The sequence below is a fragment of the Vibrio sp. 10N genome (genome assembly GCF_036245475.1).
Lineage (GTDB): Bacteria > Pseudomonadota > Gammaproteobacteria > Enterobacterales > Vibrionaceae > Vibrio.
This window is the reverse complement of record NZ_BTPM01000002.1, coordinates 140,704-154,192: the sequence shown is the minus strand read 5'-3', so window position 1 is coordinate 154,192 and position 13,489 is coordinate 140,704. Positions and strand designations below refer to the sequence as shown.

The 13,489-nt window shown below is 46.4% G+C and carries 12 protein-coding genes and 1 pseudogene; 6 read left to right on the top strand and 7 right to left on the bottom strand.

Annotation, left to right across the window (positions count from 1 at the left end; translation table 11 throughout):
- Positions 1–27 precede the first annotated feature (27 nt).
- Positions 28–642, top strand: coding sequence for an HAD family hydrolase (locus tag AAA946_RS17005; protein ID WP_338165983.1), 615 nt, complete (start codon positions 28–30; stop codon positions 640–642).
- Positions 643–682: 40 nt separating this feature from the next.
- Here AAA946_RS17005 and AAA946_RS17000 read toward each other — a convergent pair whose 3' ends face one another.
- The 7 genes and pseudogenes from AAA946_RS17000 to AAA946_RS16970 all read right to left on the bottom strand — a co-directional run bounded on the left by AAA946_RS17000 (position 683) and on the right by AAA946_RS16970 (position 9,573).
- Positions 683–1,645 carry a sensor domain-containing diguanylate cyclase gene (locus AAA946_RS17000; protein ID WP_338165982.1) on the bottom strand — a complete coding sequence of 321 codons (963 nt, stop codon included), beginning with the start codon at positions 1,643–1,645 and terminating at the stop codon, positions 683–685.
- A gap of 481 nt (positions 1,646–2,126) precedes the next feature.
- Entirely contained in the window at positions 2,127–2,549 is a 423-nt protein-coding gene (locus AAA946_RS16995) for a glycine zipper domain-containing protein (protein WP_338165981.1), read from the bottom strand.
- A gap of 212 nt (positions 2,550–2,761) precedes the next feature.
- Entirely contained in the window at positions 2,762–5,209 is a 2,448-nt protein-coding gene (locus AAA946_RS16990; RefSeq protein WP_338165980.1) for a family 20 glycosylhydrolase, read from the bottom strand.
- A 10-nt stretch (positions 5,210–5,219) separates the two neighbouring features.
- Positions 5,220–5,939: an oligogalacturonate-specific porin KdgM family protein gene (locus AAA946_RS16985; RefSeq protein WP_338165979.1), complete on the bottom strand. Its 720-nt coding sequence runs from the start codon at positions 5,937–5,939 to the stop codon at positions 5,220–5,222.
- A 129-nt stretch (positions 5,940–6,068) separates the two neighbouring features.
- Positions 6,069–7,511 (bottom strand): annotated as a pseudogene (locus tag AAA946_RS16980) (sodium:solute symporter family protein); the annotation flags it as partial.
- A 162-nt stretch (positions 7,512–7,673) separates the two neighbouring features.
- Positions 7,674–8,066: a RidA family protein gene (locus AAA946_RS16975; RefSeq protein ID WP_042501660.1), complete on the bottom strand. Its 393-nt coding sequence runs from the start codon at positions 8,064–8,066 to the stop codon at positions 7,674–7,676.
- Between the two features lie 58 nt (positions 8,067–8,124).
- A complete protein-coding gene (locus AAA946_RS16970) occupies positions 8,125–9,573 on the bottom strand; it encodes an N-acyl-D-amino-acid deacylase family protein (protein ID WP_338165977.1) in 1,449 nt (482 codons plus the stop codon).
- Between the two features lie 182 nt (positions 9,574–9,755).
- On the opposite strand from AAA946_RS16970, the gene AAA946_RS16965 reads away from it, so the two are divergent.
- The 5 genes from AAA946_RS16965 (at position 9,756) to elbB (ending at position 13,421) form a co-directional block, all read left to right on the top strand.
- Complete coding sequence (locus AAA946_RS16965) at positions 9,756–11,024, top strand: amino acid deaminase (protein ID WP_338165976.1); 1,269 nt, start codon at positions 9,756–9,758, stop codon at positions 11,022–11,024.
- Positions 11,025–11,034: 10 nt separating this feature from the next.
- Complete coding sequence (locus AAA946_RS16960; protein ID WP_112463053.1) at positions 11,035–11,898, top strand: SIS domain-containing protein; 864 nt, start codon at positions 11,035–11,037, stop codon at positions 11,896–11,898.
- A gap of 170 nt (positions 11,899–12,068) precedes the next feature.
- A complete protein-coding gene (locus tag AAA946_RS16955) occupies positions 12,069–12,290 on the top strand; it encodes a hypothetical protein (protein ID WP_338165975.1) in 222 nt (73 codons plus the stop codon).
- Positions 12,268–12,453: a hypothetical protein gene (locus tag AAA946_RS16950; protein WP_338165974.1), complete on the top strand. Its 186-nt coding sequence runs from the start codon at positions 12,268–12,270 to the stop codon at positions 12,451–12,453. The genes AAA946_RS16955 and AAA946_RS16950 overlap by 23 nt, the downstream gene beginning before the upstream one ends.
- 317 nt (positions 12,454–12,770) lie before the next feature.
- Entirely contained in the window at positions 12,771–13,421 is a 651-nt protein-coding gene (gene elbB, locus AAA946_RS16945) for an isoprenoid biosynthesis glyoxalase ElbB (protein ID WP_338165973.1), read from the top strand.
- Positions 13,422–13,489 lie beyond the last annotated feature (68 nt).

Below are 13,489 nucleotides of genomic sequence, written 5' to 3'. Positions count from 1 at the left end.
TGACGTAGCAAGGAGTGACTCATTTCAATGATTAAAGCGGTAGTATTTGATTTAGACAACACACTGGTGACATCAAACATCAACTTTCAGCAGCTAAGACTAGAACTCGCTTGCCCTGCTGATAAAGATTTATTGACCCATGTCGATGAAACCTTTTGTGATACCGAACGGCAGCAACGCATTGAGACCATACTCAAACATGAACTCGACGATGCCGAGGCCAGTGATTTAATGGCAGGCGCACGTTCGCTGACAGATTGGCTATCAAACGAAGGCTTAAGATTTGGCATCATCACCAGAAATTGTCGTGAGGCAGCGAAAAAGAAGTTAACCGCTCATGCACTAACAATAGAAGAGCTTATCACTAGAGAAGATTTTCCTGCCAAACCTGATCCTAGTGCACTGCTACATCTTGTGGACAAGTGGCAGCTAGAACAACACAACGTTCTCTATGTTGGCGACCATCAATACGACATTCTCACTGCGCAAAACGCCGGCTGTTTAAGCTGCTTTATTTCCAACTCAAGTCAAACTCCAGACACCTTCGGTGCAGACCTGCATTATTCATCACTGGATGGGCTTCTTACCTATTTGCAAGAAAGTTATTTGCAAGAAAGCTATTTACAAAAAGGCCATTTGTAGAAAGCTGTCTTTAAGCAACGATTCACAGAAAGAGTCACGCTTAACCTTGCCCTTTAGAGGCTTTGTTTAAGTAAAGCGCTTTGTCAGCTAGTTCGAGCAGTTCATCATGATCAACATTGTCTAGCGGAGTGCAACAAACAACGCCAACGCAGTAATCTAAGGCGTAAACTGCTTGATGATTGCGATTGAACGCCGCGACTTTGTCATTAAACCGTGTCATTGGGAACTTGGAGTCGTTTCCTGTGGTTCCGGACATCAAAACGACAAACTCATCTCCCCCTACTCTGGCTATCACGTCAGAGTCTCTAAAGCTCGCTCTTAACAATTTGGCAAATTGGCGTAGTGCCTCGTCGCCAACTGAATGCCCGAAGGTATCGTTGATGGCTTTGAAGTTATTGAGGTCAAACAAGGCTACTGTGTACGGCTCCGTTGAAAAGCGACATTTTTGAATCACTTTGTCGGCCAGTACTCGATAACCACGTCGATTGGAGATTTGAGTTAACTCATCAAGGGTAGAGTTTAAGTTCGCCACCAATTCTGATTCGGCTAACTTCGCGAGATCTATCAGATCGTGAACTTGCTGGTCGGTAAACAGTCTCGGTTTACTGTCGATAACGCATAAGGTACCGACCTTGACACCGCCCTCTATTTTGATGGGCACGCCAGCATAAAAGCGGATGTTGGGATCACCCGTCACTAAAGGATTGTCGCGAAAACGCTCATCAATAGACGCATCGTGAATAATGAATGGCTCGTCACCTAAAATAGCATGGCCACAAAATGACTCTCCACGACCCGTTTGATTCGCAGCGAGTCCTACATTGGATTTGAACCACTGTGTGTCTCTGTCAACGATGGTTAACAAAGCAATCTCCACATCAAACATCCGTTTTGCTAATCGTGTCACCCGATCAAAACGCTCCTCTGGCACACTGTCGATATTAAGCTGTCTGACAACTTTCAAACGGTAATCATCATCGGCGGGAATAGGAGCTGGCTGCATGTGTGAGAGTTCCTCAGTTTAGACGTACTAGACAAATTTGGACGGCGTGAGACACCTTTAATCATTCTCAATGCGCTTTTGAGTTTAAATTTAAAGTGTCCGCTTCTAAAATTAGTCAAGATTACGAGGGCATGCCACAAAAGCATCACATTCTTAACGTAAATTGAAATGAAAATTCGGCAAGGGTTCTTGAGTGAAGTGTTAGTAAAGTTGCATATTGCAAATATATTGCGGTTTGCATTTGCAATATAAGAACACATCGAACCTTTTATGTGTAATGACGCACAAAAAGTCGGTAAATTGCTTTCGGCAAAGTTGGCACACATCATGCTTTATACATTATGACTTCAGCAATGAAGTCACCTAGCCAACTGACGTTGTTAGTGAACCGATTTGTTCACACTGTTTTCGGCCGATTGATTTATCAATCGGCCTTTTCTTTATCTCAACATCTAAACTAATGCGTGCCTAGACAATGTGATTAGCCTTCTTGGCTAGGCTCCACTTGTTGCGCCTTCTCCATTTCAGCCAACTTTTGCTCTAACTCACGGATTCGAATTTCAGCCTCTAGCTCGTCAGCGCGCTTTTCTGCGTCACTACGATTGTCTTGTTTAATGCCCTCAGCGAGCGTTTCTGTACGGCCGGTTTCACGGGAATCCTCCAAATCTTTCATAGAGCCAGCGACGCCACCAGCGACACCACCAGCAAGCGCGCCTTTGACAGCCAGCTCAGGTTCGCCTGTCAGTACGCCCATTGTGGCACCAAGTAATGCGCCTCCCGCTGCGCCTCTATTACGTGCTGCATTCTCATTGTCCTTATCGAAAGCAGGTGAAGCGCAACCAGCAAGGAGAGCTAGGGTTGCAACAGCAAAAAGTGATTTAACAGAGTTTTGAGTGATTGTCATAGCGGGGTTCTCGCAGTGGTTGTGTCTACGAGGGAAAGAATACTGTTTCAATGTGCTTCAAGGAATTCACTTGTCGTTATTAGCCTGATAAGCAGGGGTTATCAGGTCAGCCAAAATGTCCGTCTCAACCTCTTATCTCTAACAAAAAAGCCAGGTAGTACTTTGGATTTATATCCTTAAGTACTACCTGGCTTGTCACTCTAAAACAATCGTTACTTAGTGAAGGTATTCAGTAGCATTTCTGTCGGCTTAACGATAGCAACGATCGTTTCATCAATGATAATCGCAGACTCGTTTATCATTGCTTGATACGCCTGTGCATCCGCTTTGTTCACGCTATCACCAGATTTCGCCCTTGATACCAAGGTCAAGCCAATCTCTGCAACCTGCTTGGTCGCTTTGGTCAGTGCCACTGTATCGACAGACGCCACGTTGGCGGCAAATACAGGCTCGGCAGCAGTTGCAGCGTTCAAAACAGTTTGGTAGTGCTGCTCTAACGCAATCAATGCTTGCTTGTCACCTTTCTCGACCTGCTCCACCAAATCATTCATTTCATAAACGGCGTAGCTCTCAACCGGAAGGGCATCAGCAAAACGATTCAAACGCTCATGCTGATTGTAAAGGTCGCCATGGTTTTCCGTTTGAATCCATTTCTCCCAGTTACGAGCATAATACTGCGCAGGCTCCGTGTATCGTGCTAGTGCAAGTAACGGCGTGATATCCGCACCATTAGCTAAGCGTTGCATCATCACTCTAGAGTCCGCATGATGGCGCATCCCTAAGGAAATCTCAGACCAATTATCGATAGCTCGCATACGTTTATACATGCTTGCTTCATCGGTTAGCTCTTCAGATGACCAGAAACGCTCTGCAATTGCATAGCTTCGTGGCCAAATGCGATTTTCCATCGTTTGCGAGTTGATGTTTTCAGCCCAAACCGTAATCTCACCACCAAGAATCAGCGACTGCTCCTGTTCTGTAAGTTCCGCTGGATAACCACCTGTCGGTTCAGGGATAACTGAGCCTGGCTGAGCTGAAGATGCAACAATTTCACCTGTCGTCGGCCAACGCACGTTACCAATAAGCTGATAGCTGCCCTCTGCCAACTTGTCGCCAGCAAGCTTCAAGTTGAACTCGGTGTAAGACATGAAGTTATCGAAGTGACCCTTGAAGCTTTCACCTGGGGTGTACTCGATAATTTCAACTTCAGTACGAGATTTGCCGTTGTAATCAGTAAAGGCACGAACACTGCCATCTTTAGCTTGAATGATCGTCAGCAAGCCTTTGCGAGGACCGCCTTTGGTACGCGGCTTCTCCCATTGGTAGCTGACAAATCGCTCCCCTTCATGCAGTTTATCGTCAACGGTAATACCGTGAGGCATAGGGTCATTGCGGTAGTGGTAGCTGGTCGGTTGAGGTTGGTCTAGGTAGTAACCAGTCGACAGCAGTCCCTGATATCCCTCTTGTGCCGCACGGCCAATACTGTCGTGGCCGCGCCAGCTTTGAATAACGATGGATTTAGGTAGGTCTTTGTGCCAAATCTCATCCCAGCCAGTCATCTTCTTGCCGCGATCCTCAAGCATCTTCTCTACTTTCGCATTCAAGTAGGACTGAAGGCCACGTTCGCCATCTAAGTTATTTTCCTTAATAAACGCCTGAATTTCAGGATTCTCTTGCCACTGTTTGTAGTTTGGCTCATCACCACCGATGTGGAAGTACTCATCTGGGAATAGCTCAACTACTTCATCAAACACGCTGCTCAGCATGGTATACAGCTCTGGGTTCGTCGGATCCATCAGCGGTTCAAATACGCCCCATTCGCGCTGCTGCGGATAACTTTGCTCGCCCAAACCTGACATCAGCTCAGGATAAGCATGTGCAACCGCTGATGCGTGACCAGGTAGCGAGATTTCTGGTACGACACGAATACCCAACTCACGCGCGTAGTCGACAACATAGCGAATCTGATCTTTGGTGTAGTAGTCACCATCTGTGGTTTTTTCCCACAGCTTAGTGTAGTTATCAAGCTGAATGCGAATGCCTTGGTCATCCCAAATATGCCAGTGGAACACGTTCATCTTCGCAGACGCCATAGCATCCAACTGACGCAAAATCACTTCCATCTCAATAAAGTGACGTGATGTGTCATAAGAGACCCCACGCCAGCGAAAACGTGGTTCGTCTTCTACATAGATAGCCGGTACTGAGTATCCGATGGCGTCTGTTTTTACTAGCTGAAGGATAGTCTCGATACCACGAATCGCACCATAAGGACGGTTGGCTTTAAGGACAATTTGACCGTTCTGTACATCCAGCGTGTAGGACTCATCAGCATTGATATCTTGCACTGCCGATTTTGGCGCTTGGTCGATATCAATCACTAAAGTCGCTTCACTAGAACTTTCTGCTTGCCAGTTCAGTGTTGGAAGACCCGTTTGACGCTCTAGACGATTCACAAAACGTTTTGCGGTCGCTTCCACGCGCTCAGAGTTAAAACCTTTGATGTAAATACTAAAGTCTTTGTCGATGACGACAGCGCCCTGTCTTAGCTCCACTGTTTGTGGATAAGGCATTAGATTCAGATCTGTATTCGGTGCCATAGCCCATACCGTTGATGTTAGTGTGCCTGCAATTAATAAAGAGACGAGTTTTTTGTTCATGACTACTTCCTTAGAAAACAAAATTCAGACCAATGCGATAGCGCCACTCTGTCGCGCCTTTGTTGGGTTCAGGGATATAAATGTTCTTATCAGCGTCAACAATTTCCGCATATGGGCGCATGAAGCTTGAGTACTTGTACATAAACTTCACCGTGTGTTCGCGAGCCGTTTGCTCACCGTTGGCAAGTTCGCCCGGATGATTGGTGATTTGGTCAAAGTAGGTATAGGCATATGACAGAGTAAACTTGTCATTGCTGTATCCTGTCCACACGTCGTAACGATTTCGTTTAATGGTTTCCTGCTCGCCGGCTGCATTTTGAGCTTCGGCACTGGAGAAATCATAACGATATCGACCGTGAATAAAGAAGCCGTTATCGAAGTTGTAGTTAAGCTTTAGATACGGCATGTAAAAGGTGTTTGAACTTAGGAAGTTAAGTGTAATACCTGGGTTCAAAGTGAAGTTGTCATTCACACCGTACGTGTAGTAGTTGGTCACCTCAGTATTAGATAGACGCAGGTTACTACCAAAGCTATCACCGTAGGTACCGTGATTAATATTGGTCAGCATTTCAATGCCATAGCCGTTATCAAAATGATGACCAAGAATGACTCGGCTGCGATGTCTATCAGACGGGTCTCGATATTCGTGGCGTAAGTCCAAATAAGTGGTGGATGCCACAGCTGATGAAGACATCAGCACTAACAAAGGGTAGATACACTGTTTTTTCATTATGATTTGTCTTATTGGGGGAGAAAAAAACGTTATTGAGTCAGGGTGTCTTGGGCTACACCCTGACTTAGAGAAAGATTATTCGGTCACTGGCGTCGTCGACGTTGTACTACCCGACTCGCCGCCTTGCTCCATTTGTGCGCGTTCAGCATCTAAGATGGCTTGTGCTTCTTCAGGAGAAACCATGTTTCTTGGGGTAAACAAGCTCACCGCAACACCCGCTAGCGTCGCAACCGCTACAGATGGAATCACCGGGTTACCCCAATAAGCGGACAAGCTTGGGCTAAGGATGACAGTGAATGAGGCTGCTGATGCACCTACCAAAGTTGCGATAGCGCCTTGCCATGTGTAGCGCTTCCAGAAGCGTCCTAGCATGCCGCAGACGAACATGCCTGACATCACAGTTGAGATCATCTTAGTGATGTAGCCAATGATGTCATTCGACGTCAGTGCGAATAGTAGTGCAAAGCCAATCACCACGACCAAAGCAAGTCTTGAATAGTTCATCATCGACTCTTTGTTTGGTACGCGCCCTGTGAACATCACATACACATCACGCAGCAGAATCGACACGCCGGCAATCGCATCAGAGCTCGCGCTTGACATGGTTGCAGACAGACCCGCAATCAGAACAATCATGCCGATACCCACAGGCAATACCGTTGCCGCAATGTATGGGAACGCGAAGTTTGGATTATCAAGACTTGGGTCGATTGCATGAGCCGCCATACCAATGATGGCTGGAATGATAGAGAAGAACAGATACAGCACACCAGAGAGAACAAACGAGCGGCGAATCGTTGAAACATCCTTACCAGAGTAAATACGCTGGCGGAAAGAAGGCGTCGCTAGCACACCCACACCAACCACAACAGCAAGTGAAATCGCAGGGATAATGCCTAGTTTCTCGATAGCTAGGAAGCTGGTAGCTGCTGGATCCATTGCCGCATATAAGTTATCCAGTCCACCAATGTGCTGAACCGAAAGTACCGCCATGAGAATAAAGCCAACAAACAAGATGACCGCTTGAATGGTGTCAGTCCAAACCACCGCTGTATAGCCACCGATCACAACGTAAATAGTAAATGCCGCAGCAATAATGACCTTAGCCACATTGAGGTCAATATCAGCAATCCAGGCTAGGTACATGCCGCCACCAAGGATGTGAGCGCCTAACCAGCCAATGGAGGCGATAAATATCAGCACACCAACCAGGTTTTTCACTACGCGGTTTGCACCCACGTAATAAGACAGCTCTTCACTCATGGTCATGAAATTGAGACGACGTACAGGGGCAAACCATAAAGCAAGAAGCAGAATACCGAGTGCACCACCAATACCATACAGTGCGCCAGCCCAGCCGTTCGCGTAGCCAAAGCCAACCGCGCCCATACTAGAGCCAGTGCCCACCATGGTCGCGACGGTCGTACCTAACACTAGGAACAGTGGTAGACCACGTCCACCAAGTAGAAAATCTTCACCTGACTTTTGGTTTCGTGATACAAACCATCCTAGCCAAATAAGAAAACACACATATATCCCAAAGCTGGATAGAAATAGTGTACTGTTCATTGAACTACCTCCAGAGATATAAGCAGATAAAACACTGCTTACTTTTACGTTATTTATATCGAAAAGTAATTACATTATGTAATCAGAATGTCATTGTTATTTTTATTGATAAGGGCATCGCAAAATGCCCTTAATAATGTTGCTTACTATTGAATATTTATTTTATCGGCGGTCTTCGCGATAACAGGTCACATCGACTTCAACCTTTACATCAACCACAAGGTCACACACCATGCAAATTCGCGCTGGCGGGTTGGCACCGAAGAACTCTTTGAACACTTTGTTGAAAGATTGGAAATAGCGTGAGTCCGTTAACACGACTTTCACATGCACGACATCTTCAAGGCCGTAACCCGCTTCTTCCATAATGTCGACGCAGTTTTGAATCGCTAAACGCGACTGATCAACAATACCACCTTCAACAACCTCGCCATCTGTCATCGGTGTTTGACCCGACACATAAAGAAAGCCACCTGCTTCTGTTGCACGAGCAAAGGGTAAATGTTGTCCGCCAGTACCGGTTCCACCTTCTACACCATAGCGTTTAATAGTCATTGTTTACTCCAGTTTGTTACTTCTTATTTAAATGTTACACATCTCGAATAGTGATTATTCAAGAGCAATTAGTGCCATCTCGATATATAAATCGGCCAAACCTTTTATTGGCGACTAATTTATTTTGATAGCTAATATTTCCGTTTACGAATACACACTCAATTCCATCTGCGACAGAAATCGGTGATTCAAACGTCGCGGTATCGCGAACGTTATGCTTATTAAATAAAACCAAGTCAGCAAACGCTCCCTCTTTGATAACGCCTCTGTTTGCCAGGTTATAGCGCTTCGCTGACATTCCCGTCATTTTGTAAACCGCTTCCTCAAGAGGAAATAGACCGCGATCTTTACAGTAATGGTTAAGAACTTTCGGGAAGGTGCCCCAAAGTCTTGGGTGCGGATGAGGATCGTTTGGCAACCCATCTGATCCCACCATAGTGAGCTTATGCTTAAGCACTCGCTCGACATCTTCTTCATCCATACAGTGATACACAGCGCCAGCAGGTTGAATGGCTTTTGCCGCTTCCATCAATGGCAGATCCATTTGCTTAGCGATGTCAGCAAGGAGTTGCCCTGCATACTCAGGTTTTGTTTCAGACCAAGTGATGAAGATATCGAAATCATCCGTCACTTGTTTTAAATCAAGCGTTGATGAGCTTGCTGAATAGGGGTAACAATCACAGGAAACATCTTGGTGCTGAGCTGTTTTTTCGAGCAAATCGAGAACTTCAACGGTTCTTCCCCAGTTACCAGCGCCTGCACATTTCAAGTGAGAAATAACCACAGGCACTCGAGCATGTAGACCCGTTTCAAAGGCCTCTTCCATGGCACTCAAGATTTCTTCAAATTCAGTGCGCATATGAGTGGTATAGATGCCGCCAAACTCAGCCAATACTTCGGCTAAACGCATCACTTCACTGGCGGTTGCCTGCTTAGCGCTGGCATAGGCCAGGCCAGAACTTAATCCCAGTGCACCTTCGGCCATCGATCGCGCTAAAGCAGTTTGCATCGCTTGCAGTTCATCTTCTGAGGCTTCGCGAAGCAGCTCATCCATCACGTTATTGCGAAGTGTGGTGTGCCCTATCAATGCAGCAACATTCACCGCAGGCTCCGCTTGCTCAACCGCACTCGCGTACTCTGCAAACGTTGGGTATTTAAAGTCTTCTTGCTTGCCTAGTAGGTTCATTGGATCTGGTGGCGCAACATGTAACGTTGCCGGTGATGCACTGATGCCGCAGTTACCAACAATCACCGTTGTCACGCCTTGACTGATTTTCGGCAAGCAATCTGGGTAGCGAATAACATTGGTGTCATCGTGGGTGTGAACATCAATAAAACCAGGACTGAGCACCTGACCCTGACCGTCGATGATCATGCTCGCCTCATAGCCAGCCAGATCACCAATTTTAGCGATGCGATCCTGCTTAATAGCCAGATCGGCATGGTAGGACGCCTCATTGGTTCCATCGACGATTTCTACATTTTTTATAATAGTGTCGAACAACATGACCTTATCTCTCGTCTTCACGCTTTCCATGACACCTATGTTAGAAATTACCCTCACAAAACTCAGTGACAAATTACACAAAAACACCAACAAAGTTTGATAGTTTCTAACACGGCAAGTATCATAAATACCATCAATCATTATTAATCAACAACTTAAACCATGTTAGTGTGAGAATTAAAATGAATAATCTATTTAAAAAAGATAGAAACAATCACAAAACCCATGCATTGGGATATGCAATCGGTCAAAAAGGAGTGGCGTGTTGCGACCATGAAATGCCGAGTTATAGCTTGCTTAAAGAAGAAATTAGCTTGCCCGCTGCCGTGATTAAGCGCAGTCATTTAGAAAATAACATGCAGTGGATGCAAAAATTTGCCAACCATCACGGCGTTAAACTTTGTCCACATGGCAAAACAACCATGACACCCGAGTTTTTCCGTCAGCAGCAGGAATGTGGTGCTTGGGGAGTGACCGTCGCCACCGCCCCGCAAGCTGAAGTGGCCGCTCACAGTGGTATCACCAACATCATGATGGCCAACCAACTCGTAGGTAAAGCCAACATGGCCATGATTCATCGTGTACAACGAGATACCGATGCTCGCGTGATGGTATGCGTCGATTCAAAGCAAAATATTCAGCAGTTACAACACTATTTTGAACACGCTAACAGCTCAATCGACGTTCTGATTGAATACGGCGTTGCCGGCGGTCGCTGCGGCTGTCGCACAATCGATGAAGTCGTCGCGCTGGCTCAGTTTATAACCGACATGCCAAACGTAAATTTGGTGGGGATTGAAGTCTATGAGGGCGTGATCCACGGTGGCGATGAAGAAGCCCGTGTACGTCAGTTTCTTGCCAACACGCTTGAGTTAGCAAGTCAGTTAGTTGCAGACAATCTACTGCCTGAAAAACCGATCGTCACAGGTGCTGGTTCTGCATGGTACGACGTGGTCGCGGAAGAATTTGCCCACCTCGACGCCTTTGATGCCATTTTACGCCCAGGCTGCTACGTCATTCATGACACTGGTATCTATCTAGATGCCCAGCATAAAGTGATGCAACGTGCAGAGAAAAACCAAGGTTTTGCTTGTGAGCTAGGAGGCGATCTCTCTTCTGCTCTAGAGGTTTGGGCGTATGTCATTTCTCGCCCTGAAGCCACAAAAGTCATCATAGGTTTGGGTAAGCGTGATGTCGCATTTGACGCGGGTCTTCCTATTCCTGAGCGTGTTTATCGCGATGGTGAACAAATAGAAACGACAGGCCTTAAGGCAACAGATGTGATGGATCAACACACATTTTTATCGGTTCCCGAGGACTGCGATCTCCAAGTTGGTGATATGATTGCCTTTTCAACATCGCACCCCTGCCTCACCTTTGACAAGTGGCGCTACATTGCGATCAGCGATGACCAGCATAATGTCGAACATTGGGTCGAAACAGCATTCTAGAGGGAACATTTTGAGCGTAGAAATAGACATTATTTCTCAAATCACGGAGCGATACAGTGCGCTTCGTGATGCAGAAAAAAAGGTCGCCGACCTTATCACAGATGATGTAAGCAGCGCGGCCAATGCCAGTATTACGGAACTCGCAGAGCAAGCAAGCGTAAGCGAAGCCACCATCACCCGCTTTGCAAAAGCCGTGGGGTGTAAAAATGTTCGCGACCTCAAGATCAAGCTGGCGCAATCACTTGCAGTAGGCCAGCGTTTTATTATTGAGCCGCCGGTACAAACTGGTCATCAGGGTATTTACGAGTCCATCAAACAGGCTTTGGATATCAACCGAGCACTCATTAACGAAGCAGACATCAGCAAAGCGGCGGAACTACTTCACTCAGCAAGGCAAATCATTGCAATTGGCGTCGGTGGTGGCTCAACCATCACCTCACAAGAGCTGCAGCATCGTCTGTTTAGACTTGGCTACCCAGTAGTATCATACAATGATGGATTGCTCACTCGCATGGTAGCAGCAACAGCGGATGCCAATGACGTGATGGTGGTGATATCCGCAACGGGTCACACGCCTATCGTGGTAGAAACAGCAGAAACCGCTAAGCAATATGGCGTACCTGTGATTGCTATTACCCCTTCCGGCTCACCACTGGCGAACCTCAGCGATCTTGTGCTGCCTATCGTCCATAAAGAAACCGATTTTATCTATAAGCCATCTGCCTCGCGCTATGCGATGCTTGCCTTAGTTGACGTCATCGCGATGGAGCTCGCAGTAAACCATAAGCGCCGCTCTCGCGACCGCCTTCGCCGCTTAAAACTCGCCTTAGATACTCACAGAACGGGAAGCGATCGCCAACCATTAGGCGACTAATTGCTACTTCAAACACCCTCCCCACCAAACATGAACATCTTTTTGAACCAATGTTCATGTTTGGTTCATATTCCCTAGCGTAGTATTTCGATATAAAGGAGCGATACCAGTAAAGGATGCCCATAAAGACTCGTCCATTTTTGCATTCGGTTTATTACAAAGAGGTCATTATGAAACAAGCACTCCTAACCATTAGCGCACTATTTATCGGTTTTGTGGCAATGATGTTCAGCCTACTAATGGCTATTCCAATGGCGATTGCTGCATTTATCACTGGTAACCGTATAAAGAAACAATTAGACAAGGAGTTTGCTCGTCAGCGTCAGGCTCAAGGACAGACAGCCTCTAGCAACACTATCGAGGGTGAATATGAAGAAGTTTCCTCCAAGTGAATCTAAACGCGTAAGGCTATCCCGTCACAAACGTAAGTTAGTGGCGCTAGCGTTCTATCTGTCTGCATTTATCACCGCTGGTGTATTCGGTTTGTCGACCAAAAACGACGACTCAGTGCAGACAACCTCAGCCAATATGAACAGCTACCAAGTCACCACATAGATAAAGCGCTAACAAGATGTTACACACCAACTAAACTGGGAGTCGCATCTTTCCATCGCGGTCACACGACGGCTTGATCACAATGGCTCTAGCGCTTTGCTTTGTTTAACGCTCACTATCACTGTCCCATCAGCTCACCACACTTAGTGGCGTACCTCTACTCACCTGCAAACTTTTGCTGACCAGAGCACATTATTTAAGGTTGTGACTCCAAGTATCTGTATAGTCGACTATTATTTACCTAATATCCCTCCCAAACAAACAGCACGTTTGGAGATTTAGTTGGCGATCTTTGCAAAGACTTGAGGTCAAACAATATGAAAAAAATAGCGGTCATCCTAAGTGGTTCTGGCGTATTTGATGGTGCTGAAATCCATGAATCTGTTCTGGCCTTGCATGCCATAGAAAAAGCGGGAGCAACGTGGCACTGCTTTGCCCCAAACGTAGAGCAATATCATGTCATTAACCATATCACCGGCGAAGAAATGGAACAGTCGCGCAATGTCTTGGTTGAAGCGGCCCGGATCGCGCGTGGCAATATTGAAGATGTCGAAAAGCTTAACGTCGACGATTACGATGCACTGCTTGTACCAGGCGGCTTTGGTGCAGCCAAAAATCTGACCGACTTTGCCATCAATGGCGCTGAGTGTTCCATTAACGCAGGCGTTGCTTCCGCTTGTCGCGCTTTCAAGCAAGCGAATAAGCCTGCCGGTTACTTGTGCATTGCCCCTGTTATCATCCCGATGATTTACCCAGAATCTGTGTCCGGTACCATCGGCAGTGATGCCGGTACTGCGGAGGGCTTTAATGCGCTAGGTGGACACCATATTGAGTGTACTGTTGACGATTTTGTTTATGATGAGAATAACAAAGTACTGTCGACGCCTGCTTATATGCTAGCAAACAGCATTTCAGAAGCTGCAAGTGGGATAGATAAACTTGTGAATAAGCTAATTTCGTTGGCTTAATTACGACCATTTCAGCAGATCACCCTACACCAGAAGCACCAAATAGCATGGTGTAGGGCATATTACCG

Bases quoted from the DNA above. Each gene is read 5' to 3' on its own strand.
- AAA946_RS17005 (WP_338165983.1), top strand. From the start codon at position 28: ATGATTAAAGCGGTAGTATTTGATTTAGACAACACACTGGTGACATCA.
- AAA946_RS17000 (WP_338165982.1), bottom strand. From the start codon at position 1,645: ATGCAGCCAGCTCCTATTCCCGCCGATGATGATTACCGTTTGAAAGTT.
- AAA946_RS16995 (WP_338165981.1), bottom strand. From the start codon at position 2,549: ATGACAATCACTCAAAACTCTGTTAAATCACTTTTTGCTGTTGCAACC.
- AAA946_RS16990 (WP_338165980.1), bottom strand. From the start codon at position 5,209: ATGAACAAAAAACTCGTCTCTTTATTAATTGCAGGCACACTAACATCA.
- AAA946_RS16985 (WP_338165979.1), bottom strand. From the start codon at position 5,939: ATGAAAAAACAGTGTATCTACCCTTTGTTAGTGCTGATGTCTTCATCA.
- AAA946_RS16975 (WP_042501660.1), bottom strand. From the start codon at position 8,066: ATGACTATTAAACGCTATGGTGTAGAAGGTGGAACCGGTACTGGCGGA.
- AAA946_RS16970 (WP_338165977.1), bottom strand. From the start codon at position 9,573: ATGTTGTTCGACACTATTATAAAAAATGTAGAAATCGTCGATGGAACC.
- AAA946_RS16965 (WP_338165976.1), top strand. From the start codon at position 9,756: ATGAATAATCTATTTAAAAAAGATAGAAACAATCACAAAACCCATGCA.
- AAA946_RS16955 (WP_338165975.1), top strand. From the start codon at position 12,069: ATGAAACAAGCACTCCTAACCATTAGCGCACTATTTATCGGTTTTGTG.
- AAA946_RS16950 (WP_338165974.1), top strand. From the start codon at position 12,268: ATGAAGAAGTTTCCTCCAAGTGAATCTAAACGCGTAAGGCTATCCCGT.
- elbB (WP_338165973.1), top strand. From the start codon at position 12,771: ATGAAAAAAATAGCGGTCATCCTAAGTGGTTCTGGCGTATTTGATGGT.